The following is a 26,339-nucleotide window of genomic DNA, read 5'->3' as shown; positions in this document are numbered from 1 at the left end:
TCATTGAATTCACTTATGGTGATATAAGGTGGGAATGTTGAAAAACATGAAGGAGGTTGTCTTTCTTAAGCGATCTGGTGAAAAATTTTGGTAAAAATTACTGAATGCGATATTCTTTTGTTTGCTGTTGTTGTCAGTTAAGGAAACGTCGCAAAAGAGTTTGTCCCTCATTTAAGAGAACATCGATTTCTATATCTTTTTCCCGTTCTTCTCTCGTGCTAAAAGTTAGGCCCGTTTGCTGATAGATATTTCGTAAGATACATCATTGGTTTCCAGTGGCCTTTTCATTTTTATGTTATCAGCAAAAATATTGAAGGTCTATGTGCTGAATTGGATTTTCGTAGTGTCACTTTTCTAGCACACAATGTTGCAATAAATTTTTCTCTTTAGATTAAGAGGATGAGATACATGCATCATACGGTGTTGTTTTTATCTAACTATTAAACTCTGCTTTTGATGTGAAAATAAATAGTTTTGATTAATTCAATAGAAGAGGATTTATCTGGTTATTCCATCTAAAATGCAAAAAAAGATTAATAGTCATTGTCAATTAATATGTTATTTTTCATTAGGAGCATATGAAGAAAATTCAGAGACTTTGTGTTTCTCAAACGTTTTAAATAATCGTTATTTTTTATAAATCAGAAAGAGATAGTGTGAGAAGACAGGAAACAGTATCATTGATAGAAAAGCTTTACAAATTTTATTGAAAAATATATCCGTGAAACGTTGATTGCAAATATGTTCTGTTCAGTTATCTGCTCTTAATTTGCTGTAAAAATTTCATAAAGTATTTCCTTTATGCTTTTATTTAGATTGCGTGATCGTTGAATGCTCGCTTTGAGGAAATGTTTCTCAATTGGATAGCAGGAACAGCTCTTTTTTCTGTAAGACGTGAAGATTTAAGGAATGATTGTTTAATACTTTTATTTTCTTTTCAATTGATCATTGTGAGAGAATTTGTGTGAAAAATATTTGATACAGTGCGTTTGTTAATGTTGTCGGTGAACAAATTTTTGACGTAATTCATCTTGATAAAAGGTTCATTGCAATTTTTTCAATGGGTTGTGTCCTCTTTGTTGTGATACACGGTGTTTTTTAGTGAAAAAAAGAAAGGGCCTTTATGTATCCGATTGATTACAACAGTTATCGTTCTATTAAGAGTTTTAATCGTCGGGTTCGTTTTCTTGTCATGCATTATACGTCTATTGATTTTAAAGCCTCGGTCATGGCTCTTACAGGGGAAAAGGTTAGTGCACACTATCTTATTCCTGACCCTTCAGAGCAGACATATCGTGAGGCTGGGTTTAAGGATATGCGTATTTTTAATCTGGTTGATGAGAACGAGCGTGCGTGGCATGCGGGTGTTAGCTCATGGGCTGGGCATAGTCATCTCAATGATACATCTATTGGCATTGAAATCGTTAATTTAGCAACGGGTCATTCTGAGTCTTTAGAAGAGACCGTTGATTTAATGAAGCATAATGGCGAGAGCTTTCCTCCCTATAATCCAATACAAATTGATGCCGTTAAAGAGCTTGCATTGAATATTCTTCAACGGTATCCTGATATTATGCCAACGGATGTTGTGGGGCATAGCGATATTGCCATTGGAAGAAAAAGTGATCCGGGAGCAGCTTTTCCGTGGAAAGAACTTTATAAAGTTGGGATAGGGGCATGGTATGATGATGAGCCCAAAAATCACTATCAAGAACAATTTTCTAAGAGTTTTCCCTCTAAGGAGGAGGCTTTGGCAAAGCTGCAATGTTATGGGTATGATGTTTCCGTGGCATCTACTGAAATAGGATATAAAAATTTAATTCGAGCTTTTCAACTTCATTTTCGTCAAGAAAACTATGACGGGATTCTCGATATTGAAACAGCGGCAATTCTTTATGCATTGGTTGATAAATATTTTTCGTGAATTCAGTTCGTTTGAATTAAAAGATATTTTATGATGACGTGTGAGCGCTTATTTTTGCTGATTGGTTTCATATAAAAGAGCGTTTATCGTTTTTAAAATTGTATGCGTGGCATAAGGCATTTTATGGAAACATAACTCTATGGAAGACTTTATGGTTTATAGAGATGAAGTTTTACTGTTTCTTATTCTTATTCCTTTAAAAGCATCTACAGTTAAGAGGCTGTGTATAATGGGATCATGCAAGATAGAATGCCTCAAACAAAAAGGACTTCTATTGCGTGTTTACCTGTTTGTTTTAGAATATTTTGGGGGTGTGTATCACACACATATTTTGCAACAGTATTCGTAAAGAGTATAGAATTCTCTGTGAAGTGTATCGTCTATCATGCTGTAAAATAACATCATTGAAGGCCATGATACAAGAGACATAAAGAATACGAAATTTAATTGAAGTATTTTAAAAATAAAGGTGGAAAAATATTCAGGATGAGACTTGTCTGTCAGCCCTTTATACAAATGAATCATAAATATCCCCCTCAAGTTTCTCCCCAGAGCAATTGAATTACTTACAAACTGATGCCGGTAGGTATTTTTGTGCTTTGAGAGGAGTGAGGTTTCTTGTTCAGTGCAGTTAAACTGAGTATTCAGGGTAGGACTTATCTGAGAAGATCATGCCTTAAATTATAAAGGTTAGATTATAATTTACCAAAAGAAAGATCAATTAGATAATAAAGCAATGGAGGGTATGCTTTAAAGAGCAAGGAAGAGATTGTTTGAATTGATGGACGGGTAAACCGTATGAAGTTATTTTTATCAAGCTTATAAGGTTAACTTCTTGATAATATTTTTGTAAAATTAAGTCATTTTTGTCAGAAGGATTAAGAAAATAAGTATCCGGAAAGGTTGCTTATGATATTTGATTTTAAAAATAAAAACTGGCGACTTATGTCGCCAGTTTTTCAAAGCTCTAGCTTAATAAAATTAGAATGAACGCTGTAAACGGATCATACCTTGGAATGCATTTTTTCCATGAAAGAAAGGTTTATCATTATTATTTGCATCCTTTATAACGCGATCATCGTTCCAAGAAACGTAGGTCAATTCAGGTGTAATCACAAGACCTGGAACCAGCGTGTATGCAATATTGACAGACGTTGCAAAGGTTTTTACAGCACTATAAGAAATTTGAGCATTCAAATCTGCTTTTGGCGTGAGTTTGTAAGTGGCACCGGCCCAAGCCGCCCATTTACCGCCCCAGTTTGCATAGATCGTTGTGCTGCGTCGTGATAACTCACCATCTGCATTTTCGGTGTAGTAATCAACACCATTTTTATAACCAGCCATTACCCATAGGTTGAAACGGTCGTTAACATTGAAATCTGCACGTATTTTGCCAGCCCACTTTTTGTAGTAAGCATCATATGCAGCAACGGCTGAAAAACCACCCCATTTCTGCATAAACTTTATACCCAAAACCACATTAGGGGTGTAATTTTTAATTGCTTTACTTGGACGAGTATCTTCTGTGATAGGAATAACTTTCCCATCTTTCTCAATATAGCCGCTTCCTATTGTTGCTACGTGTACTTCAGGAAGAGAATCTGAATTATTGCCTACTTCAAATCCGATAATAGCAGAAAATCCGGCATCACCGTTAAAGGTATAGGAAATAAAATTGGTGCGTGTTGTACCAGCAGGTGCTATGCTATCATCATTGAGAACATTTCCATAACCACCAGTCCAGCTGTTGAAAATGGTATCATCAAGACCTACACGAAATCCACCAAGCTCAATGTAAGCGGCTGAAAGCCTTGCTCCAGCTTTCTCTTTACCATCTCCCCAGCTTGAGAAAATTCTCGCATATGAACGAAGGGTTCCCATTTCTGTTTCAGAAGCAGCTTGAAAAACAAGGGTGAGCCGTGATGATGAGCCATAGGTTTTTCTTTTGTTGTTTAGCTCAGCTTCGGTGGTTGCATCAATATTACCACCGCCGACAAAATCAGCACGAACACTCCCTGATAAACGCATGCAGGTTTCTGTTCCAGGGATATAGAAATATCCTTTTCCGTAGGCATCACAAACGCGAACATATTCTACGGGTTCAGGTTCGGCAACAACTTTTGAAGCAGCATGTGCTCCAGAAATTGCTAAAAAAGCTGCTGTAGAGCTTAAAAAGAGGGATTTTATATTCATATGGGATCTCCGAGGTCCGTTTAATCTTCTTTTAAAGAATATCACTTGCCTAATACATTAAAGATAAAGGCATAAGTAAAATACGCGGTACTTATCATTCTAGCTATACGAATATTTCGAGAGTTTCAAATATGAAATGAACTTTTTGTAATGTATCCACGTACTATTCAAGAAGATGTTGTAAAAAAGACACAATTTTTGTTTCATTAACTTTTGATCCCTATGGAATCAATCAAGAAAAATTTCAGATATTTGGGAAAAAAATAGAAAATGTCTTGAACTTTTTATTGATACCATTTATGCAACTCCTTGGAGAGGTGGCCGAGTGGTCGAAGGCGCTCCCCTGCTAAGGGAGTAGGGCTCAAAAGGCTCTCGAGAGTTCGAATCTCTTCCTCTCCGCCATTATTCAGTAATAATCAGTATATTAATTGGAAAATTTTGCTTCCTTTTGTTCTTTTAACTTAATCTTTTCTTTATCCTCCCCAATTTTTGTTGTTTTTTTAATTGCTTCTATTGTTAGATACTTTTTATCAACTGTTTTGATAGAGGGCGATGCTCTTTTATTTTCAGTTCAGCCAAACAATGTTTTTATGCGCAAAACCTTATTAGCGGTTACATGATCCGCGCGTATTACTACTTGTTTTCTTAACCCTTTTTCTTAATTTTTGTGTTGTTTTTTTATACCTGGGCTTTCTATATTTCATGAAACAAATGACAAAAAATGCTTTCTAAGAGTGGAAATTAAAGCAAAACCAATAAGAGATGTTTCAAACTTAATCGATTTCATGCAAATCGCTATGCCAATTTTTTAGTGAAAGATTGTCTGCGGATTTTTATAAATATAGGAAGCAGCACAAACGCTTATAAGAATTAAGTGGGCGTAAAGCTAGATGGATTACGGGTATGGTTTCACAAAGTGTTTTATATCCCTATATTTCTCCAATCTATTGATGGCATATTTGTTGTTTTATGATGTTTTTGCTTTTTCTATGGCATGTCAATCAATATCGACTTCTAACACAGCGGGATATGTTAAGATAATATTTAAGACAGTTTATTGTTTTAACCGTTTAATTTTTTTAACCATTGTATCAGCTTTTATAGGCCAAATAGGGGAAAAAATATTGTAACTTATGAGAGAATGATTTTTAAAAAATGGGAAGATCATTTCATTTTAAAAAATATCAAAGCGAAAAAGATACCCATTTTATCATCACTCATTATCTTATGAATTCAACTTTTACAACTTTCACCAATCTGTAACAGTTTTGTCCGTGAAATAATGAAAATCATGGGGGGCACGTTTTGTCTATTCTGTTTGGGATTACACCCTTAATATAATACGAATATTACCAATTTATGCGCTGGTTTTAAAGATATCTCTCTTAAGCTCATTTCGCAATGAAACCTGTGAATGGGATAGAATAAAAAGGCTTCTTTCCTTTCTAAATCGTTTTTACCCATAAGGCTCTTTCCGCTTATGACGTGTAGGAAAATGATTTTGATTGATTCAAGATAAAATAGATTTGATGAAAAAATCTTACGATATTTGAGTTTGGTCGATGATCTTTATAAATTATTGCGTTATGGAGATGTTGTCTGTTGAAAGCTCGATGTATTAAGGGGCTAAGGAAGCCTCGATCTCTTTTAGAAGAATTTTTTTTAGAAAAAAACTTTGTGGGTGATAATTTTATGGTTTTCCGCTCATCAAGACTTTTGAGAATGTTTTATCCATCTCATGATGACCAAACCACACGTGAAAAAAGTAAGGGTCGGTAAGATGAGATAATAAGAGGGAGAAACTTTTGCAGGAAGAAAAGAAATAATACTTAATACGGTAATTGAAAATAGTCTGCCGCTAAAAGATACAGCACCAACAACACCAGAAATATGCTGCGTTTGTGTTTGACTTAGCTCTGAGAAAAATAAGCTTTTTGCTCCTATCGGGACAGTGCAAATAAATCCATGGATTAAAGAGAAGGCAATGACGGATGCAACTGTTTGATTGTTATGAACGAAAAAATAAAGTGCGGTGCACATCAGAGAAGAAAAGAAGGAAAAATATTTGATAGAATTCTTATATTTTTTATCAAGGACATGATATTTCGACATCAGTAAATTTGAAAAATACTGTGCTGAAAAGGCTCCAATATGACAGCACATAAGGACCAACATTTGCGAGCCATTGAGGTGATCAATTTTTTCTCCTACAAGGATAATTGGTTGCCAAAAATGATAAATAATCTGAATTCCAGCGCTAAAAAGACACATGAGGAAAATAAACCATGCTCCACCCACGGTGTTTTGAAAGATCCAGAGCGTTTCCTTGGCATTGTGCAAGATTGTTTTTGTTTTGTGTGTTTCAATCGTTGATTTCTTTTCTTCAGGAATAATAAGGAAGACCCAAAAAATAATCCCCATCATGAGGCATGAGATAATATATCCCATAAAATATTGTCCAGAGTAATAAATCGTTCCAATGCCTACAATTCCACTGAAAATACTCCCGAAAGAATTCACTTGGTGATAAAGGTGCGCATAATGCGAAAAGTGATCGTGTTTATCACCAAGAGAATGGTAAATCCATCCGTCAATGGCGCTGACAATGATGCAAATGCCTGCTGCATAGAGAATTTGCGCAATAATAAGCGCTGTCATATGAGGAGCTTGAAGGCAGAGAAGATAAAATACTCCTGTCATAAAGACACCAGCTATCACGGAATATTTACGTCGATATCTGTCCGTTAAAACAGAACAAGGAAAATCAAGCAGGAGAATAGTTGTGGAAAAGACAACTTGAAGTAGTGCTAATTGTGCGAGACTCACCCCCATCGACATTAAAAAAAATCGTATGGTAGACACCAATGAGCATGCGTACGGCATTATAAGAGCCATAGGTGAGAGCAAGGGTGCGTGGTCTGTTCATTTATGTTGTTCCACAAACCTTACAGTGAGGATTTTTCTTGAGAGAGCGTTCTTCTATGAAGAGCTGGCTGCTCCATATTCCCACGCTTTGATCAGTGGAAAGAAGGCTTCCATAACCACCCCAAAATTTAAGAGCATCGTTGGCACACATGGCGGCTGAAAGAGTATTCACAGGAGGAAATGTAGCAACTTTGAAGTTATTATTAATCATAACACAAGCCTCATAAATAAGATGATCACTTTTTGCTGGAAGATTGCCTATAGATGCGCTGCATGCGTAACAACCAGTTTGCCCAGGTATGTAAAATGGACCAACGACAGCTATATCATTAACATAACCAGAATTTATATAGGCTTGTTTATTTTTTACACACCATTCATTGATCCATACTCCTAGCTGATCAGAAAAATCAGCAGAAATAATCCATACATCAGCTTTGGGGAGCTTTTTAATGTCCTCTTTTTCAGTCATCAACATTTGTAATTCATGAATTTCACTTTGGCTGTTTCTTCGTAGCAGTTTAGGCTTAAGAACTTTTGTTTTCGGAAGACCTAGTATCTTCAGTAAAAAGAATTTGCCTCGTAAGATTGGCCAACTCGATCACATCATTGTCAACAAGAGTCAATTTCCCAACACCAGAGGCTGCAAGCATTGCTGATACATGATTACCAATCCCACCACAGCCTAAAATGACGACACTTTTTTGCAAAAGAGTATGCTGGATAGAGACTGGATGCATACCATAACTTTGGTAATGGAGATGACTTCTAGAATAGCGACTATTGAGAATATTGTTTGATGTTTCAGCTTGGACAAGAAAATGATTAGAAACAAGAAAATTAAACGCACGATTAAAATTTTCTTTTAGCATAACAGACGATAGTGAATTATAAACCTCATCGACAGTCTTTTTTTTTGATCCATTGTGCTGCAATAAGGAGTAAGTTATCCCAAATCTCTTATCATTGATAATGAATGTTTTGAACCAGCACCGAAAATGGCATCCTTTTCACGAACAACAATACGTGTGTATTTTTCCAAAAGATACTGTTATTTCATTTTTCCTCCCCACTTGTAGATCAAACCAACTTCTTTCTAGAAAATAATTCCAGGGAAAAGAATTTTTTCTAGTCATTAGTTACATTCTGTATGATCCATGATCCTCCTCCCTTTAAAAATTATGCTTTCATAACTCATATTCATCATTTAAGTGAGAGAATAAGGATGTAAAAAAGTGATTATTGTCAATGAGTTTTATGATGTAAAGTGAATATTTTTACAAAAAGTATTTATAAAAGTATTTATAGATGAGTTTTGAGAAAATGATGTATCCTATCAGTTAGCCGTTTTGTCTGTTTTTGTATATATAGTATTTTCATAATTGTCAGCGTATTTATTAATCAAAATAACACTTTTGAATTATTTATATATTAAAATGATTAACTTGTTCTGATAGAGATATCTCACTCAACAGAAAAAGTTCGTAACTACTCTGTTGAATAAATTCGTTTTTATAGGTTTATTTTTTGTATAATTTACCCCTTTTATTTTTATCGTAGATTATTCTAAAGAGATTGAATAAATTTAATTTCGAATCTTTTGATGAGAATTTAGGTATTTATTTTAAGGTATTTTATACGAGAAAATAGAAAAATGTTTACAAAAAAAATTCTGTTGAGAAAAGGCTTATTGCTTATCATATTTTTGCTGACATACCTTGTTTCCGCATCGCATGGTTATACGGGCGTGGATAAATTATTTTGTTCCCAAGTCGTTAAGGAGCGGGATGATGCTGTTCAGAGGCTGGATTCCGTTGAGTTTGAAAAGGAAAATGCGCAACGGGGATGGAATGATACAATGAAGGTATTAGGGGTAGCGGTAGAGGATTTGAAGAGAATAGCTCTTGAACAGCAGGAACTCTATTTGGCATTGCTGAAAACGATGCCAAACAACAAACAACTTACTTATAAATATGAGATAACGCAAAAACGAAATGCTGCAATTTTTGAGCGGCTTGAGAAGGTTTTTACGCTATTTGAGCATGTTGAGAAAAGAACAGAAGCCTTTCGCGTTTTAAACAAAGTCGATCAGCTTAAGGATCAGTCTCAGTCATTACATACTTTAGAAGTGATTTCTAAACATCATGGGCATATTGATGGACTCAATAAAGAACTTGAAAGGCTTGATCACGAAGTTGATCGTTTAAACAATAAACTTCAAAGTCTGAAAAAAATATCGCGATAAAGAAACAGAAGGTTGTTCATTGATGCGATGGGGAAGAATGCATGAGATGATCCAACAACGATGTCATTGAAAAAGGAATAAACGGTGGGATTTGCAATAGTACTCATCATATCCGTTACGGTTATTATAGGGACTCTTTGTTTTTTGTGTAACAGGAACTGTGAAAGAGCGGAAAAAGAAAGATGGAAAAGAGATAAAAACGCGCGAGAAACACACTCCGAAAATGAAAAATAAAATGAGACCAGCATGAAAAGGCAAGAAACACGACCAAAGAAACACAACCATTGAATGAGACATTTCAAAATCTGGATGAAAAGGTTTCGGAAGCTTCTTCAGCATTTGATACAGAATCTAGAGTTTTAGCGTTTAAAGAAGCTATAGCGCTTTCATCGAAGGATTATAAAATAATCTTCTGCATATTTGTTATCAGTATGGCTTTAGGTTCTGTTGTCCGGATGTTGGGTGAGGCCGATAGAGAGTTCGATATTTTGACTTTTATATGTATTTTTATCGCATTCATTTTTTTTATGTTTTTCTATAGCTTCTCCGATTATTTTAATTTTACACATACGATTGACAAAGAAATTGAAAAAAACACTTCAACAATTAGAAGATACTCTTCAGCAGCGAGATAAAGCTCTTATAGTACAAAAAAGGAGAAAAAAATGACGGTTCTTATGATACTGTTTGTTTTCGCGATAATAATTATTAGTTGTGTTTTAAACATAGCAATTATCACGCTTTATTATTCTTTTCTTAAGCGTTCGAAATTGTATAAAAAGGTTGCTGCAGAGTTAGAAAAAGTGATTAAAGAACGAGATGCAGCAATCGAGGGATTATTCAAGAAAGAACAATAAAAACGGCACAGAGTTTCAATTTTTTTATAGTACCCGTTTTAAAGCATGAAGATGTTTCATACTGATGATTGAATAGATTTTTTCATGTTTTCGATAGAATAAAAAAAGAGGGTTCAAAAATAGAACTCAGATGTGTCTTTAGAATTTTTATCTTCTGTTGCAGATTGGCAAAAGTCTGTACCTACATTGGTATGGAAGCCAAAATCATAGAGTTCTTAGATCAAGAAAAGGGCATTTCTTTTTAGAAAAGGGGGCTGCTTTTCTCAAAAGAATTTCATAATCAAACTTTTTACTCTGTTGCAACATGAAACTGTTATCATGTGTATGAGAGTTTTAAATGGTTTGACGCAAGAGGGCTTTCCAATACTTAAAAAAATTACTAGAATCTGTCTAGAACAGACTTTGAGGTATGTTAAAAAAATTATTTCTTCAATTTTATTTGGGTATCCTTTACGTTTAAAAATAACAAATTATACGCAATGAAAAGAACATGCTGCTCTAGAGAGATCTTTAAAGATTTTGATTTTTTAGCAGCGTAGATCCTTTGGGCTTTAAGGATAGAAAAAATACCTTCAAAAGAAGTCTTGATTTTAAATAATTGTGGGACGTGTTAAAAAAATCCTATGCTCTTATGTTTATCTATATGGCTCTCACATAAAAGAATGTATATAAAATAAAAAAGTTACTGTTGATATAAAGTTAATGGTGCCCGGAAGAGGACTCGAACCTCCACGCCTTGCGGCACAGGTACCTGAAACCTGCGCGTCTACCAATTCCGCCATCTGGGCTTATAAAAATCATCTAAGCGCATGAAGCAATTCTGTCAATAAAATTATAGAATTTATTTTCTTTGTTTAAAATGATTGAATTAAACTTTTGGAGGGCATCATGGTTTTGAAAGTTTAAGGTGTGATGATTGTCTTTGATGCAATGGTTGAATCGGGATTAAAGGTGTAAAGAATAGGAATACCGGTTGCTAATTCTTGAGATATAATTTGCTCACTGGTAAGACCTTCAAGCGCCATAATAAGGGCACGAAGAGAATTTCCATGTGCTGCGATCAAAACAGTTTGAGAACGCAAAATATGAGGCTGGATATGATAAAGATAATAAGGCCAAATGCGTGCACCGGTATCGCGTAGACTTTCTCCATTCGGGGGGGCAATCGTATAGGAGCGGCGCCACATTTGCACTTGCTCTTGCCCCCATTGTTGGCGCACTTCATCTTTATTTAAACCAGCGAGATCTCCATAATTACGTTCATTTAATGCAGAGTTTTTGATCACTTCTAAATTTGATTGTCCCATTTGCTCTAAAATGTGCTGAGCTGTTTTTTGGGCACGCTGTAAAGCAGATGTATATGCGATATCAAACTTTAAACCAGATTCTTTCAGTTTTTTTCCTGCTGCTATCGCTTCAGCATGACCTTTTTCTGTTAAATCAGGGTCTTTCCAACCCGTAAAAAGATTTTTGAGATTCCATTCGCTTTGTCCGTGACGGATGAGTACAAGTGTGCGTCCCATTATGAATTGCCTCTATTTTATTGATTGTTTAAAATTCATCGTTTAATCCCAAGACATCGAGCATTGAATAAAGACCATTTCCATGGTTTTTTGCCCATAAAGCTGCTTTTAATGCGCCATTGGCAAAGATGGAGCGTTCTTGTGCTGTATGGGAAAGAATAATGCGCTCATGGGAACCGGCAAAAATGACATTGTGTTCGCCAACAACTGTTCCACCCCGTGAACAAGAAAAGCCAATGGAGCCTTTTTCGCGTTTCCCTGTATGGCCATTGCGTTCGTTGACACGTACATCTTGCAGCATAACATTTCGACCTTCAGCTGCTGCTTGTCCAAGAAGAAGGGCTGTTCCAGAAGGGGCATCAACTTTGTTTGCATGATGCATTTCGTAAATTTCAATATCAAAATCATTGGCTTCTAATGCTTTGGCTGCTTTCTTTACAAGGTTGGCTAAAAGATTTATTCCAAGGCTCATATTTCCGGATTTGACAATTGTTGTATGTTTCGCAAACTCTGCAATTTTTTCTTCTTCTGTTTTGCTAAATCCTGTGGTGCCTATAATATGGACAAGTTTTCTTTGAGCCGCATAATGAGCATAAAGAATACTCGCTTGGGGTTGTGAAAAATCTACAATCCCTTCTGTGTTTGAAAAAGCTTTTTCGGGATCATCTGTGATACAAACCCCAAGAGAATCTGAACCAATTAAGGTAGAGGCATCTTTTCCTACAAAAGGTGAGCCTTTGCGCACAAGAACAGCACAAAGCTCTACATCTTTTCTAAGTCCGGTTGCTGTAATGAGTTCACGTCCCATTCTTCCATTTGCACCAACAACTGTAAGGCGCATTTTCATCTCCTTATAGTACTTTAATGCCCCGTAGTATAGGCAAATTCTTGACTTCTTTCCAACCGTTCTTTTTCTTTATAGGGAAAAATTTTTTTCTGCTTTAATTTATCCTTTTGTACTGTAAAATTCTATCGTCTAGGGAAAGTGGTATAAGATTTACAAATTTACAGAGAGATATTTTTTGTTAGATCATGTGATGGATAGAGTAAAGCTTGCATGAAAAGCCTAATAGTGGGGCACGTTCTTCATGTAAAGAAGAATATTTCAAACAAAATATACTTAACTTATGCGCTCGTCTTAAAGAAATATTGGTCTTAATGCTCTTAAAGCTCGTTTTATGATGGTGCGCTTGAAGGGTATAACGAAAAAATCTCCATGAATAATATAAAATCTATTCTATACCGCTACGTTTCATAAAAGCGAAAATTGGCATCATCATACGCTTTGCTAGCTCTTGGACCCTGGAAATGTTCATAGATACTTTTATTTTTTTTATAAGATAATTTTTTCACACACCAATCCCGCTTATAACGCATAAGAAAAATATTTGAAGTTTATGATTCAATTTTAAAAATTATCATTTTAAATCAAAATGCTATCTATCAATAAAAACACATAAAAAGAGGAAGAAACAGGAAGATGTCTGAGAAGTTGAATCGTCGACACATGGGCGTTGGTTGGATTCTTTATCTTTTAGGAAAGCGAGTTGGCAAAAATTGTTATTTTGTAAAAACACGTGATAACGCTTTTTGTATTAAGAGTAAGTCGTTATGTATGGGGGGGCGTTTTTTCATAGATTGGAAAGAGAGGAGGGAAACTTAAGCATTAACTATTGTTATTTTATTGTCCTCACTTTCTAATGGTGCTGCAGCTCTTGTCTTTAAAGAGAGACTTTAAACTCCTTTGTGAAATATTTTATCTCTATATGGATCTTTTTATAAAAATGATTTTGGGGGAGAGTATGATAAGAGGGGTTGAAATAAGAGAGTATGATGGATTCTTATTTTCTCTTCAATAAGATCATGAAGCAATCTATTCTTATATTTTTATAGGCAGGCATAAAATTTATAAACCGAGAAGCTTTCTTTAGATAAAATTTATTTTTACTTGTATTTGTGAGAGGAGACTAGAAATCAAGATCAGCATAGTGAGTACTTGCAACAATTCCGCGAACACGATCTGTTAAAAGAGAACGAAAAGAGGGTCGTGATTTAATTCGCATATACCAATCTTTGGCAGCAGGGGATTGTTCCCAGTCAATTTCTCCTAAAAAGTCAAGGACAGAAACAGAAGCGGCTGCTGCTAGATCAGCATAGGACAAGGAAGAACCCACTAAGCTATCGCGAGAGGCACACAGCCAATTGAGATAGTTCATATGGGGTGGAATATTGGCCCGTGCATTGCGTAAAATCTGCGAATTAGGAGCGCCTCCGCCAATGGAGAGGGGCATTTCACGTTTATGGATTCTTTCTCGTACAATATGGCGCGTTGCTTCATTTTCAAATTTATTTAAAAACCAGTCATTAAGACGGCGTACTTCCGCACGATCTAAAGGATTTTCTGGAAAGAGTTTATTTTCTTGTCGTAAACTTCCATGGGTTTCATCTAAATATTCACAGATAACAAAGGGACCTGATAATGGAACTTCGTGTTCATCGAGAAAAACAGGAACATGACCGGCGGGATTGAGAGCAAGAAATTCGTGTCTTCTCGCCCATTCATATTCTTCAATCAGTTGAGTGGTTACACCATATTCCCCAAGAATGAGGCGTATGAAGCGCGAAGCAGTGGAGAGAGGAGAGTGAAAAAGTGTCAGCATAATTTACACAATTAAGTAGAGTGGATAAGAATTCTTTCAAGTCATCTTTTTTTATAAAGATGCTTGATGAGAAGTACAAGATCATTAGCAGCCGCTGGCAATTATGCTTAATAAATTGTTAATAATATGAATGCCTTCTCTTATGCAATGGTTTGTAAAATAGCAGCACGTAATTCTTCCAAACCGTATGATTTTTCTGAAGAGGTCGCAAGGATTTCAGGATAGGCTGCTGGACGTTTGAGAAGTTTTGTTTGTGTGGTCACCATTAATTTTTCCAAAGCATTTGATTTGATTTTATCGCTTTTTGTTAAAACAATTTGGTAAGAAACGGCTGCCTTATCAAGGAGTGCAAGAACGTCTTCATCATTATTTTTGATTCCGTGTCGTGAATCAATCAAGAGGTACACACGCTTTAGTGTTGTGCGTCCCCGTAAATAGCTAAAAATCAAATTTGTCCAAGCATCAACCAGATTTTTAGGCGCAGCAGCAAAACCATAACCTGGCATATCTACCAATGCGAAAGGGGGAAGGTCTCCTTGTTGTCCACTGAAGCCATCGGGGACAAAATAATTAAGCTCTTGAGTGCGTCCTGGTGTATTTGAGGTTCGTGCTAAGCCTTTTTGCTGGACGAGTGCGTTGATTAAAGATGATTTTCCAACATTGGAACGTCCCGCAAATGCGATTTCTGGTGGTCCTTCAGGGGGAAGAAAGCGTATTGCGGGGACACCGCGAATAAAAACCCAATTGCGAGAAAAAATTCCAGAAAGGGAAGAATCTCTTGTCATTCTTGCGCTTCTTTTTTGGGTGTTTTTTTCCACATGACTTTCAAGTTATCAAAAAGCTCAATTTTAACTCCTTGGCGCTTCATCATGATACCTTGCTGAATGATTGACAATATATTGTTCCATGCCCAATAGATGACAAGACCAACAGGGAAAGAGGCGAGCATAAAAGTAAAGACAACAGGCATCCATGTGAAGATTATCGCTTGAGTCTGGTCTTGAGGAGCGGGATTCATACGCATTTGTAGAAACATCGTTATTCCCATAATCAAAGGCCATGCACCAATCATAAGAAATGCTGGCGTTGTATATGGCAGGAGACCAAACAAGTTGAAAAGAGACGTTGGATCTGGGGCCGCTAAATCTTGAATCCAGCCAAAGAAAGGAGCATGGCGCATTTCAATGGTGATATAGAGAACTTTATAAAGAGCAAAAAATATTGGAAATTGAACCAACATCGGCCAACAACCGGCAAGGGGATTTATTTTTTCGGTTTTATACAGTTCTATGATTGCTTGCTGTTGTTTGTTTCGGTCATCGGGATATTTTTCTTTTATTTCTAGTAATCGCGGTTGTAGAAGTTTCATACGCGCCATGGATTTATAAGATTTATTGGCGAGAGGGAAAAGAAGTGTTTTTAAAAGGACTGTGACCAGAAGGATGGCAATACCAAAATTTCCTGTTTGCTTATAAAGAATATCAATGAGGGCAAACATGGGTTTTGTGATGAAATCAAACCAACCCCAATCAATTAAGAGAGCAAACTTATTGATTTTTAGGTCATTTTGATAGTGATTAATGATTTCAACTTGTTTTGCACCAGCAAAAAGGCGATTTGTAACAGTTTTTGTTTCATTGGGGGCAATCGTTAAAGGCGATCCTAGCAAGTCAGATTGATAATGCGTTTGCAAACGATCAAAATAAATAAAACGGCTTGTATATTCTTTATCTTGCGGGGGAATAACCGCTACAGCCCAATATTTATCGGTAATACCAATCCAGCCTCCTGTTACTTTGGAAAAAGTCATGCTCTTTTGTCCATTATCAGGATTTGGATCAAGCTCTGCTAAGGTTTTATATTTTTCAGTTTTGAGCGAATCCCCAGCTATACCGATCATCCCCTCGTGAAGCAAATAAGTGGCATTTGTATGTTCTGGTGGTGCTGCACGTGCAACGCGAGCATAGGATGAGAGATAAATCGGTTGATCACTTTCATTGCTGATAGAATCCTCAATGGTAAACATGTAATGATCATCAACAGAAAGGGTACGGCGGAAGATTTGTCCCTGTCCGTTATTATAAATTAAAGTGATGGGTGTTGAAGGGGTCAGGGTTGTATTGTTCCCCTCTATTTGCCACTGTGTATCGGATTGTGGTAAGGCTTTTGCTGGCAAAGATGCACTTGTAAAACCAAATTCGGCCAAGTAGGTCGTTTTGAACCCTTGAGGATTTAGTAAATCGATTTCCGGTGATTTTTTATCGACGGTTACACGATATCTCTTGAGGAGAAGATCATCAAACTGTGCACCAACAAGATTAATAGAGCCTTCCAATTCATTGGTTTTGATCTCGACACGCTCTGTTTTAGCTAATACAGCTTTCCGGACTTCAGGAGTCATTGGGTGCTCGATGAGCGATGTTGCTTGATGCGTTGAGGGATTGTCAGAAGAATTCGTCGTGGGAGTAGAAAGGGTTGACTGTTGTTTTGACAATTGCTGTTGTTGTGCGATGACTTGTTGTTTTTGTAACTTTGCTTGTTTGGGAGCAACATGAAGAAATTGCCATGCGATGAGCACTACGAAAGATAAGCCAATAGCGATAAAGAAATTGCGGTTATATTCCATTCGTATTCCCTTGTTGTCGTTGCTGATATTTTGTTTTTGGTTTTATTCGCCGATTTAATTCACTAATCAAAGATGTGAAAGGCGCATATAATGCATCACGATACGCTACAATGACATAATCAGTCCCTGCTTCCATGTGATTTGTTACACCAACTCTCACGGCTTCACGCAAGCGCCTTTTGATACGATTACGCTTTACAGCATTACCGTTTTTACGGGTAACAGTGAAGCCTACACGCGCAACAAGAGAAGATTTTCTTTCTGTTGTTTGTTCACGAGATTTAACTTCGAGTAAAAATAAAGGACCACGTCGTTTCTCTCCTGTACGGACAGCCAAAAAATCTGCTCTTTTGCGAATACGGCAGGGATGTTTTTTCTTCATAAAAGAACATTTCGCAATTTCACTAAATGCTTGGCTGACCAAGCAGTAGAGGTTCATAACAAAAGTTTCACAACGAAGAAATAATGAGCAGTCCTTAACGGTTGTGAAAATTTAAATGGTTAAGCAGAGAGCCGCTTACGTCCACGAGCACGTCTTGCAGCAATAACTTTACGTCCTCCAGCTGTTGCCATGCGTGCACGAAATCCATGGCGGCGTTTACGGACAAGTTTAGATGGTTGGTACGTACGTTTCATTTATTTAAATACCGCGGAGTGCGGCCCTTCTTAATCTTCGTTTTATGAGCAGTTTTGCGCGTGATGAACAATTTTATCCTATCAGACAGCCGTTAATCCATAAGAAAAAATATGAAAAAAGTCAATCTTAGATTGTTTTTCTCTCACTTGAAAAAATATAAGACACCTTATAACTGTTTGTAACACTTTGTTTATGATACTTTGAAAATGTAAGAAAATAGCGATTGAGTCTAAAAAAAATAAATGACGAAGGCGTTAAAGGCTTACAAGAAAGCATGATAGATTGTTGTATGCTTAATTTAAAAATACTTTGATATGAGAGTTTTTCTCAATTTTTGTGTTTTTAAAGAGATAAAATATAAGTCATTTATACTTTATAACTCTTAACTAAAGTCGAAAATGTTAAGGGATGAACCTGTCAGTATTTTTCGTTCTTATGCTTGTATTTGTTGGTGTTTTATAGAGAGGAAAGAGCGTGGATCTTATCACAAGTGAGGTTGTCCGTAACGTGCTACGTAAAATCAAAGGACCAGATCTTGAAAGAGATATTGTATCGTTGGGGCTGCTTTCAGAAATATTAATTGCTGATGGCAAGGTTTTCTTTTCCATTACAGTTCCTGATGGACGTGTGCAAGAATGGGAATCATTGCGCCGTTCTGCAGAAGAGTTAGTGTGTGCTTTGGAGGGGGTCCAATCTGTTGTTGTTACGCTTACAGCAGAAAAAACAACAAAGGGAGCACCTCGACGCAGAGCGAATCTCTTGCCTGTGAAAATGCCTATAGAAGGTGTACGTCATGTCATTGCTATTGCTTCTGGAAAAGGGGGGGTAGGAAAATCGACGATGGCGATCAATATCGCCTTAGCTTTACAAGATTCAGGTTTCAAAATAGGGATTATGGATGCAGATATCTATGGTCCATCTTTGCCACGTTTGACAGGACTTGTTAATCAAAAACCACTGCTCATGGGAGAAAAAAAGATTCAACCTCTTGAAAAATTTGGTCTTAAATTAATGTCGATGGGATTTTTGGTTGAGGAAGAAAAACCGGTGGTATGGCGTGGTCCTATGGTTATGGCTGCTGTAACGCAATTGTTACGAGATGTTGTATGGGGGCCTTTAGACGTTTTAGTCGTTGATATGCCGCCGGGTACAGGGGATGCACAATTAACACTTGCACAGCAGGTACAATTAACGGGGGCACTGGTTGTTTCTACGCCGCAGGATCTTGCTTTAGTTGATGCACGTAAAGCGATAGAAATGTTCATGAAAGTCAATGTTCCTATTTTAGGACTGATTGAAAATATGAGTTATTTTATCGCTCCTGATACAGGAAAACGCTACGATATTTTTGGTCATGGTGGAGCACGGGGAGAGGCGGAACGTCGAGAGGTCCCGTTCTTAGCAGAAATACCGCTTGATGCAGCTTTACGATTTTCTTCAGATGAGGGGGTGCCTATTTTTGTTGCTCAGCCTGATGGCGAGCATGCTCAACTATATCGTACAATTGTTGATCAAATAAAAAATAAACTCTTTTGAATGTAGTTTGTTTAAGAGAATTTGCTAAAACACAACGATGAAAGACATCAAAATAGTTTCTCCTTTGTAAGGAAAATATGAATTCTAATCCGGAAAAAATGATTTTCTATCATCACCTTTTTATTCGTTTTTTCTACGTTCAAAAGCATCGAAAGAAAGATCTTTTAAAAAGTGAAGACGACGCATTTTTTCACGTTTTTTCATTTTTCTTGGTTTTTATTGGATATGTTTTTTACGTAACAACAAAATTCTCAAGAATATATTGATGTTTCTTATACAAGGTTTGTTTTAAAGAGAATATCCTCAAAGCGGCTCAACCGTCTCACGAGAAGGCTTGTGAATGCTATAACGTAAAAACTCTTGTGAAGTGTATAGATTTCATACCATTTTTACTTCAATAAATAATATCCATTATATTTTTTGCTCTCTCAATGTTGTTTCTCCTTTACAATAGACAAACAAACATTTTTTATTTTATGATAAGAAAAAGTAAAATGAGACAAAAGATTTATTTCTATCCATGTTAATTAAATGGAGGGGGAAATGAAAGAAGGGGTAGACATTTAAAAAGCCCGTGTGTCCTGCTCTTGAAAGATCTATAGCAGATAATTTTATCAATTCATGTTCACAAAAAGCTAAATCAATTGATCCATAGTTCTCTCTTAATTGAGATGAAAAAAATGTTGCTCAAGTCTTTTTAGAAGCGTTCATTTTTTGTAAAGTTGCCTCAAGAGCTGTTGTTAAAGCTCTGCCTCCCCCTTGACGAGAAAAATAATTTGACAAAAATTCATTTGTTCCCCCCTTTGTTGAAAACTCTTTTTCAAGCAGTGCAAAATTAAGAGAGGCAGAGCGATCCGTTGCTATAATTTTACGCATTTCATCCGTAAGATTTCCAAACATCATGGTGAGAAACTCTGCTGATTGCTGTTTTTTCAACCCTTGTGTTATAAACCATTGATGGGCTGTTTCTATAAAATTAAAATATACGCCCATCAGAGAGCCCGCTGTCATAAAAAGATTAAACTGTTCTTCTTCTTCTAGTACCAATGTGCCCCCCAATGTATCAAATAAGGTGCGTAAAAAGGGGTGATCGGGATAAATGGGTGTCAAATTTTTGCACTCTGCGACAAAAGGTAACGGAACAGCGCGATAAACTTTATGGTTGATCCACGTTTCCACTTCTGCTGCTTTTGCCATAGCGAGAACGGAAATAACCAGTTGCTCTGGACGAAAACGAAGAGAACGCAAAACGCTTTCTGCAATTTGGTTTGGTAAACAGAGAAAAACACACTCACTCACATCGAGCAACGCTTGGTTATTTTCAGCAATCATAACCTTATCATAAGTGTGTGAAAGACGCTCTGCTATTTGTGCATTGCGCGGTGAAACAATAATGGAAGAAACATTAAAGGCGCTTGTCATGAGGCCATTAATTATGCAAGCGCTGATTGTACCTGTTCCCAAAAAGCCAAGTTTCATTTTTATTCCTCAGTTTTACCTTTTAAAAGGAATCTCAATCAATAGCTGAGACATTTTAACTAACATAAATGCTAATTGAAGAAGCAACGCAGAGCATTGCAAGAATAATCAACCCCAAATAGATTTTTGGTTTGTCAAACAGAACGGCAAAAGCAGAAAACCAACCCATAACAGCTGCAGCTAATGCAAATAAAAAACCTGGTTTATTCATCAGGACAATATGCATTGCCATTAAACCACCAATAATCAGCGCTCCAAAAATAATGAGCAAACCTGTTGCAAACTTTTCATAATCATCCATATTTCACTCCTTATAGCGCTCAAACGGTTATAGATTTTTTTTAACGCATATACACATGAAAACGAAATGTTTTTTATTGAGTATGGTTAAAACGTGGCTCGCCTCTTATTAATCAGAGGTAAAAAATGCGGGGATATGTTGTGGTAAGCGCCAAGGTAAAATTGCTATCAAATCAAAGCGTACAGATAAAAGGGCATAATCTTTTTGTCGTGCGAGCCAAATATCGGCTGCTGCCTCAATTCGCCTTTCATTCATATGGGAAACCGCTTCCATTGCTTCTGCCAACGTTGAACGTGCTTTAACTTCAACAATTAACACAAGATTTCCACGCCGTGCAATTAAATCAATTTCCCCACACTTTGTTTTAAAACGCATTGCAGCTATGTGAAATCCTTTGAAACGCAACCACCAAGCGGCTAACTTTTCTGCACGAACTCCCCGATAAAAAGATTTTTGTCTCTGTTTTTTTTGTATGGTTTTACGCATTATTTTACATATTTTTTAGAAAAATTAACCGCTGAAAAAGTTCCTGCTTTTTAAGTCCAGTCTTTTTTGCAACCAAAGCTGCGGCTTGAGCCGTGGAATGTGTTTGTGCGTGTTCCAATAACATTTCATCAACTTCTTGATCACTTATTACATTTACAGAAGAAAATGATGACTCTCCAACAAGCACGACAATTTCTCCACGAATCTGTGTCTGTTTTTTGTAATTTTCCAACAAACTTCCCAAATTAGAAACATCTATAGTTTCAAACTTTTTTGTTAATTCACGACAAATGGCGGCAGGTCGATCCGCCGAAAAAAGTGAGACCATATCTTGTAAAGTTTCAATAAGACGATGCGGTGATTCATAAAAAATCAAAGTCGCTGGAATCTCTTTTAATTGTTCCAATCGTTTTTGGCGCTGTGCTTTGCGGGCACTCAAAAAACCTGCAAAGAAAAAACTGTCAGTTGGAAGTCCTGTCGGTATCAGAGCAGCTAAAAGAGCGGAGGCGCCAGGAATCGGAATAATTTTATGACCCTCCTTACGGGCTTCTTCGACTAATCGAAATCCAGGATCAGAAATAAGCGGTGTTCCCGCATCTGAAATGAGCGCTATCGTTTTGTTTTCTGCTAAAGCTGCTAAGAGCTTTGGACCTGCTTTTTGCGCATTATATTCATGATAGAGAAAAGCTTTTTTTTGAATACCGTAACGTTCCAACAAAACACGTGTTACCCGCGTATCCTCACACGCTAAAATATCAACGCCTGCTAGAACTTGCAGAGCACGAAGCGTAATATCTGCAAGATTTCCAATAGGCGTTGCTACAAGATAAAGCCCTGGCTCTATGATGGGAGCTGAATAAGCATGCGCACCTATAAAATATGCTTTTTCACACATGCTCTTTTCTCTTCATCAAATTCCCCTTACCGCAATAAGATTTTTATCTATACTCATAGGCTATTTTTGCTCACTTTTTACCAGCACATTTTTATCATTACAACGGCTTATTTGCTCGTGCCTCCTTACTTAAATAGTTGGTCACTTCACAATAGAATAACTTTTTGTATTGTAAAAGAGCTTAATGTATGAAGGTCATCGATAGATTTTTGATCTTAAGGAAAATATTTTGATCCATTGTGTTTTGTCTCTTTCAATTTTAGGAAAATGAACAATGATGATATTGGGGGAGGGGTTACATATTAGGATAGAAGGGACCTTCGCCCCCTTGCGGACAGGTCCAGGTGATATTTTGGTTTGGATCTTTGAGGTCGCACGTTTTACAATGTATGCAATTTGAAGCATTGATCCTATATGTTAGATGATCATGAGACTCTAGCCATTCGTAGACAGCGGCGGGGCAATAGCGTATGGAAGGTCCTCCATAGATTGCATATTCGGAGTCTTTTTGTTTTTCTAATGAGGCTATTTTTAAATGACAAGGTTGATTTTCTTCATGGTGCGTATTGGAAAGGGCAACACTTGTAAGGCGGTCAAAAGTTATAATACCATCGGGTTTTGGGTAAGCAATGGGGTGAAATTTTTCTGCTGGTTCAAGACAGGCATAATCTTCCTTGCCATGGGAGAGCGTTTTAAATAAGGAAAATCCGAACAATTGTTGCCACCACATATCAAAACCGGCAAGTTTAATCCCATATTTTGTGCCATATTTTGCCCAAAGCGGTTTGGCATTTCGCACTTTATAAAGATCTTTGCCAATGGGCCCTTTTCGCCATTGTTCTTCGATTTCTTTGACTTCATCATGGGCACGACCTTGCGCAAGAGCGGTCGCAATTTTATCGGCGGCTAATATGCCCGATAAGATGGCATTGTGTGATCCTTTGATACGAGGAACATTGACAAAGCCAGCAGAGCAGCCAATAAGAACCCCACCAGGAAAGGTGAGTTTTGGTACAGATTGCCACCCACCTTCACTGATTACACGCGCCCCATAGGAAAGACGTTTTGCCCCTTTGAAAATTTCATAGAGTTTTGGATGGGTTTTAAAACGTTGAAACTCTTCAAAGGGAGAAAGATAAGGATTTTTATAATCTAAGTGCACAACAAAACCGATGGAAATGATATTGTTTTCTTGGTGATAAAGAAAACCACCCCCGCCGGTATTATTGTCTAAGGGCCAACCGGTGAAATGTTGAACTAAACCGCGCTGGTGTTTTTGCGGTTCAATTTCCCAGAGCTCTTTGAGACCAAGACCAAACTTTTGGGGTTCTCGATTTTTGCTAAGGTTGAATGTTTGTATCAGTTGTTTTGTAATGGAGCCGCGTGCGCCTTCCGCAATTAGTGTATATTTTGCCAATAATGCCATACCAGGCATATAATTTTTTCCCGGGGTTTCATCTTTATTAAGTCCCATATCACTGGTGAGGACACCAATGATGGCTCCGCTCTCATTCTGGATGGTCTCTGTTGCAGAAAAACCTGGATAAATTTCGACACCCAGTGCTTCGGCTTTTTTGCTTAGCCAGCGGCAAACATTCCCAAGTGAAACGATATAACACCCGTCATTGGATAAGATTTTTGGGTACAAGATATTGGGTAATCGTGTCGCTTTTTGAGGCTTTAGAAAAAAAAACTGGTCACGGGTAACAGGGGTTGTGAAAGGATGGTCGTGATCACTTCTCCATTTTGGTAAGAGTGTATCAATACCGATGGGGTCAACAACGGCGCCAGAGAGAATATGGGCTCCAACTTCAGCCCCTTTTTCAACAATTGTGACAGAAAGCTCAGGATTAATTTGTTTCAGACGAATTGCAGCAGAAAGCCCTGCAGGACCTGCCCCGACAATGACAATGTCAAACTCCATACTTTCACGTTGGTCATGCAGAGGTGCTTTCATGGCTTATAAAGTTTTCTCCCATTCTGGAATAGTTTGGCGTGGATTGCCCACAAGAGGTAAAACAACGATTTGCATGGCGAAAAGTTCTATTGGTGTTAGCTCTGTTTGAACAATGACTTTTGTGAAAATTCATCTCTTCCTATTGAAGATGCTGAGAGGCATTCATAGCTTATAAAGCTTTCTCCAATTCTGGAATAATTTGGTGGAGATCTCCGACAAGGGCGTAATCGGCAATTTGCATAATGGGTGCTTCTTCATCTTTATTAATGGCAACAATAGTTTGTGCATCCATTATACCGGCTAAATGCTGGATTGCACCGGAAATGCCAACAGCGATATAGAGCTTAGGGGCAACAACTTTTCCTGTTTGTCCAATTTGCCAATCATTGGGAGCATAGCCTGCGTCAACTGCTGCGCGACTGGCGCCTAAAGCAGCATTTAATTTATTTGCAAGAGGAAGAAGAAGGGCCATAAATTGTTCTTGTGAACCAAGACCTCGTCCACCTGATATAATAATACGTGCAGAGGTAAGATCAGGACGATCACTTTTGTTGGTTTCTGCTTTTACGAAAGACGAAAGATTGGGATTGGGCGCTGGTGTTATTGTTTTAATGGGTGCAGAATTATTTTGGGAAGGCGTTGGTGTAAAAGAGGCTGTGCGAACGGTAATAATCTTTTTATGATCATGGCTGCGGACAGTTTCAATTGCATTGCCTGCATAAATGGGCCGTTTGAAGGTATCGGGTGAAAGAACGGCGGTAATATCTGAAATTTGCATAAGATCAAGAAGGGCTGCTACGCGCGGCATCACATTTTTTCCAGTACTGCTGGATGGCGCCATGATCACATCATAATCATTGGCGAGTGTGACAATTGTATTGGCCATAGGCTCGGCCAGTTGATGGGCTAAATAGTCAGCTTCAGCAGTAAGAACTTGCCGCACACCATTAAGTTTAGCACTCTTTTCTGCTATCGTTTGAATGTTTTCTCCACAAACTAAAATATCGATATCGCCTCCCAGTGCGTGCGCAGCGGTGAGTACTTTTGCGGTTTCTTCTGTATGGTGATCGGCTAATAAAAGAATTGCCATAATTTTTACCTTTTTATGTGCGTATTGCTTTTACTCTAGAGAATATTAAATGCAGTTTTTTTGTTTTAGTGCGTTGACAAGTTCTGTTACATTAGCAACTTTAATTCCAGATTGACGAGGTTTGGGCTCTTCAACACTTAAAATTGTGAGCCGTGCTTTCGTGTCGATGCCAAGATCAGCAAGAGCTTTTTGTTCAATGTTTTTCTTTTTTGCTTTCATGATATTGGGGAGAGAGGTGTAACGCGGTTCATTGAGCCGTAGATCGGTCGTCATAACTATGGGAAGGGGAAGGCAAAGGGTTTGTGTTCCATTATCAACCTCACGTGTAACGGTAGCATGCCCATTTTCTATGTTAAGATGTGAGGCAAAGGTTGCCTGTCCCCAACCAAGAAGAGCGGCGAGCATTTGTCCAGTTTGGTTGCTATCATCATCAATTGCTTGTTTTCCTAAAAAGACCATATCGGGTTTTTCTTCATTAACAATGGCTTTGAGAACCTTAGCGATGCTTAAAGGTTCAAGTGTCTCATCTGTTGTGACAAGAAGTGCCCGATCAGCCCCCATGGCAAGCCCTGTTCGTAAAGTTTCTTGGGCTGCTTCTGGTCCAATTGAAACAAGAACAACTTCTGAAATTTTACCAGATTCTTTTTGGCGAATTGCTTCCTCAACGGCTATCTCGTCAAAGGGATTCATAGACATTTTCACGTGAGACAGATCAACGCCTGTATTATCGGGTTTGACGCGTATCTTGATGTTATAATCAACAACACGTTTGACAGCGACAATTATCTTCATGATGATCCTCTTTGTTGGTCTAATCAAAAGTTTATAGCAATATTCATAAGAAACCAAATTGTTTAGAATGAAGTCTTCATTTATAACTTGTGTTCTCTTTCATATAAGTCTTTTTATGTTTACGTGTACTTTCTTGTCGTCATTTTCAATCGTCATCTCTTTTGCATTTTTATAATTGCCTTATTTGCTTGAATAAAAAGTAAAAAAATTAAT

The 26,339-nt window shown here is 37.3% G+C and carries 21 protein-coding genes, 2 tRNA genes and 2 pseudogenes; 7 read left to right on the top strand and 18 right to left on the bottom strand.

Annotated features, from left to right (window positions below):
• Positions 1–1,123 precede the first annotated feature (1,123 nt).
• Positions 1,124–1,924, top strand: coding sequence for an N-acetylmuramoyl-L-alanine amidase (locus D1092_RS06610; protein WP_148255625.1), 801 nt, complete (start codon positions 1,124–1,126; stop codon positions 1,922–1,924).
• A 981-nt stretch (positions 1,925–2,905) separates the two neighbouring features.
• On the opposite strand, the gene D1092_RS06605 is transcribed toward D1092_RS06610, so the two are convergent.
• Positions 2,906–4,117, bottom strand: a complete 1,212-nt coding sequence (locus D1092_RS06605; protein WP_148255624.1) for a porin — start codon at positions 4,115–4,117, stop codon at positions 2,906–2,908.
• A gap of 311 nt (positions 4,118–4,428) precedes the next feature.
• Here D1092_RS06605 and D1092_RS06600 point away from each other — a divergent pair.
• Positions 4,429–4,519 (top strand) — tRNA-Ser (locus D1092_RS06600).
• A 1,305-nt stretch (positions 4,520–5,824) separates the two neighbouring features.
• Here the strand turns inward: D1092_RS06600 and D1092_RS06595 are convergent.
• Positions 5,825–7,043 (bottom strand): annotated as a pseudogene (locus tag D1092_RS06595) (MFS transporter).
• Positions 7,044–7,782: pseudogene (locus D1092_RS10080) on the bottom strand (HesA/MoeB/ThiF family protein).
• 1,007 nt (positions 7,783–8,789) lie between these two features.
• Here D1092_RS10080 and D1092_RS06585 point away from each other — a divergent pair.
• The 3 genes from D1092_RS06585 to D1092_RS06575 all read left to right on the top strand — a co-directional run bounded on the left by D1092_RS06585 (position 8,790) and on the right by D1092_RS06575 (position 10,144).
• The gene (locus tag D1092_RS06585) at positions 8,790–9,287 is read left to right on the top strand and encodes a hypothetical protein (RefSeq protein WP_241435956.1); all 498 of its coding nucleotides are present in this window, start codon (positions 8,790–8,792) and stop codon (positions 9,285–9,287) included.
• A 284-nt stretch (positions 9,288–9,571) separates the two neighbouring features.
• On the top strand, positions 9,572–9,922 hold the full coding sequence (locus tag D1092_RS06580) for a hypothetical protein (RefSeq protein WP_148255622.1): 351 nt from the start codon (positions 9,572–9,574) through the stop codon (positions 9,920–9,922).
• Between the two features lie 30 nt (positions 9,923–9,952).
• On the top strand, positions 9,953–10,144 hold the full coding sequence (locus tag D1092_RS06575) for a hypothetical protein (protein ID WP_148255621.1): 192 nt from the start codon (positions 9,953–9,955) through the stop codon (positions 10,142–10,144).
• Between the two features lie 703 nt (positions 10,145–10,847).
• Here the strand turns inward: D1092_RS06575 and D1092_RS06570 are convergent.
• The 3 genes from D1092_RS06570 to dapB form a co-directional block, all read right to left on the bottom strand.
• Positions 10,848–10,932: transfer RNA gene (locus D1092_RS06570), tRNA-Leu, on the bottom strand.
• 114 nt (positions 10,933–11,046) lie between these two features.
• Entirely contained in the window at positions 11,047–11,667 is a 621-nt protein-coding gene (locus D1092_RS06565; protein WP_120122700.1) for a 2,3-bisphosphoglycerate-dependent phosphoglycerate mutase, read from the bottom strand.
• Between the two features lie 28 nt (positions 11,668–11,695).
• A complete protein-coding gene (gene dapB, locus D1092_RS06560; protein ID WP_120122699.1) occupies positions 11,696–12,508 on the bottom strand; it encodes a 4-hydroxy-tetrahydrodipicolinate reductase in 813 nt (270 codons plus the stop codon).
• A gap of 639 nt (positions 12,509–13,147) precedes the next feature.
• Between dapB and D1092_RS06555 the strand changes: the two genes are divergently transcribed.
• On the top strand, positions 13,148–13,330 hold the full coding sequence (locus tag D1092_RS06555) for a hypothetical protein (RefSeq protein WP_120122698.1): 183 nt from the start codon (positions 13,148–13,150) through the stop codon (positions 13,328–13,330).
• A gap of 304 nt (positions 13,331–13,634) precedes the next feature.
• Here D1092_RS06555 and D1092_RS06550 read toward each other — a convergent pair whose 3' ends face one another.
• The 5 genes from D1092_RS06550 to rpmH all read right to left on the bottom strand — a co-directional run bounded on the left by D1092_RS06550 (position 13,635) and on the right by rpmH (position 17,589).
• Positions 13,635–14,327 (bottom strand): glutathione S-transferase family protein, encoded by a 693-nt coding sequence (locus tag D1092_RS06550; protein WP_120122697.1) that lies wholly within the window; start codon positions 14,325–14,327, stop codon positions 13,635–13,637.
• A gap of 140 nt (positions 14,328–14,467) precedes the next feature.
• Positions 14,468–15,112: a ribosome biogenesis GTP-binding protein YihA/YsxC gene (yihA, locus tag D1092_RS06545; RefSeq protein ID WP_120122696.1), complete on the bottom strand. Its 645-nt coding sequence runs from the start codon at positions 15,110–15,112 to the stop codon at positions 14,468–14,470.
• Positions 15,109–16,953, bottom strand: coding sequence for a membrane protein insertase YidC (yidC, locus tag D1092_RS06540; RefSeq protein ID WP_120122695.1), 1,845 nt, complete (start codon positions 16,951–16,953; stop codon positions 15,109–15,111). The genes yihA and yidC overlap by 4 nt, the downstream gene beginning before the upstream one ends.
• Entirely contained in the window at positions 16,943–17,335 is a 393-nt protein-coding gene (rnpA, locus tag D1092_RS06535) for a ribonuclease P protein component (protein ID WP_120122809.1), read from the bottom strand. The genes yidC and rnpA overlap by 11 nt, the downstream gene beginning before the upstream one ends.
• 119 nt (positions 17,336–17,454) lie before the next feature.
• Positions 17,455–17,589: a 50S ribosomal protein L34 gene (gene rpmH, locus D1092_RS06530; RefSeq protein WP_005864709.1), complete on the bottom strand. Its 135-nt coding sequence runs from the start codon at positions 17,587–17,589 to the stop codon at positions 17,455–17,457.
• Between the two features lie 475 nt (positions 17,590–18,064).
• On the opposite strand from rpmH, the gene D1092_RS06525 reads away from it, so the two are divergent.
• Positions 18,065–19,126: an Mrp/NBP35 family ATP-binding protein gene (locus D1092_RS06525; protein WP_120122694.1), complete on the top strand. Its 1,062-nt coding sequence runs from the start codon at positions 18,065–18,067 to the stop codon at positions 19,124–19,126.
• 687 nt (positions 19,127–19,813) lie between these two features.
• Here D1092_RS06525 and D1092_RS06520 read toward each other — a convergent pair.
• The 7 genes from D1092_RS06520 to D1092_RS06490 form a co-directional block, all read right to left on the bottom strand.
• Positions 19,814–20,605 (bottom strand): pyrroline-5-carboxylate reductase, encoded by a 792-nt coding sequence (locus tag D1092_RS06520; protein WP_120122693.1) that lies wholly within the window; start codon positions 20,603–20,605, stop codon positions 19,814–19,816.
• A 55-nt stretch (positions 20,606–20,660) separates the two neighbouring features.
• Positions 20,661–20,906, bottom strand: a complete 246-nt coding sequence (locus tag D1092_RS06515) for a hypothetical protein (RefSeq protein ID WP_120122692.1) — start codon at positions 20,904–20,906, stop codon at positions 20,661–20,663.
• A gap of 108 nt (positions 20,907–21,014) precedes the next feature.
• Positions 21,015–21,380, bottom strand: a complete 366-nt coding sequence (locus D1092_RS06510) for a YraN family protein (RefSeq protein WP_174767386.1) — start codon at positions 21,378–21,380, stop codon at positions 21,015–21,017.
• A gap of 16 nt (positions 21,381–21,396) precedes the next feature.
• Positions 21,397–22,287 (bottom strand): 16S rRNA (cytidine(1402)-2'-O)-methyltransferase, encoded by an 891-nt coding sequence (gene rsmI, locus D1092_RS06505; protein WP_120122690.1) that lies wholly within the window; start codon positions 22,285–22,287, stop codon positions 21,397–21,399.
• A gap of 295 nt (positions 22,288–22,582) precedes the next feature.
• Positions 22,583–24,244 carry an electron transfer flavoprotein-ubiquinone oxidoreductase gene (locus D1092_RS06500; protein WP_120122689.1) on the bottom strand — a complete coding sequence of 554 codons (1,662 nt, stop codon included), beginning with the start codon at positions 24,242–24,244 and terminating at the stop codon, positions 22,583–22,585.
• 169 nt (positions 24,245–24,413) lie between these two features.
• On the bottom strand, positions 24,414–25,334 hold the full coding sequence (locus D1092_RS06495) for an electron transfer flavoprotein subunit alpha/FixB family protein (RefSeq protein WP_120122688.1): 921 nt from the start codon (positions 25,332–25,334) through the stop codon (positions 24,414–24,416).
• A 45-nt stretch (positions 25,335–25,379) separates the two neighbouring features.
• Positions 25,380–26,126: an electron transfer flavoprotein subunit beta/FixA family protein gene (locus D1092_RS06490; RefSeq protein ID WP_120122687.1), complete on the bottom strand. Its 747-nt coding sequence runs from the start codon at positions 26,124–26,126 to the stop codon at positions 25,380–25,382.
• Between the last annotated feature and the right edge of the window lie 213 nt (positions 26,127–26,339).

Source organism: Bartonella krasnovii, from assembly GCF_003606345.3.
GTDB classification, from domain to species: Bacteria; Pseudomonadota; Alphaproteobacteria; order Rhizobiales; family Rhizobiaceae; genus Bartonella; species Bartonella krasnovii.
This window is presented reverse-complemented; position numbering and strand designations above follow the sequence as displayed.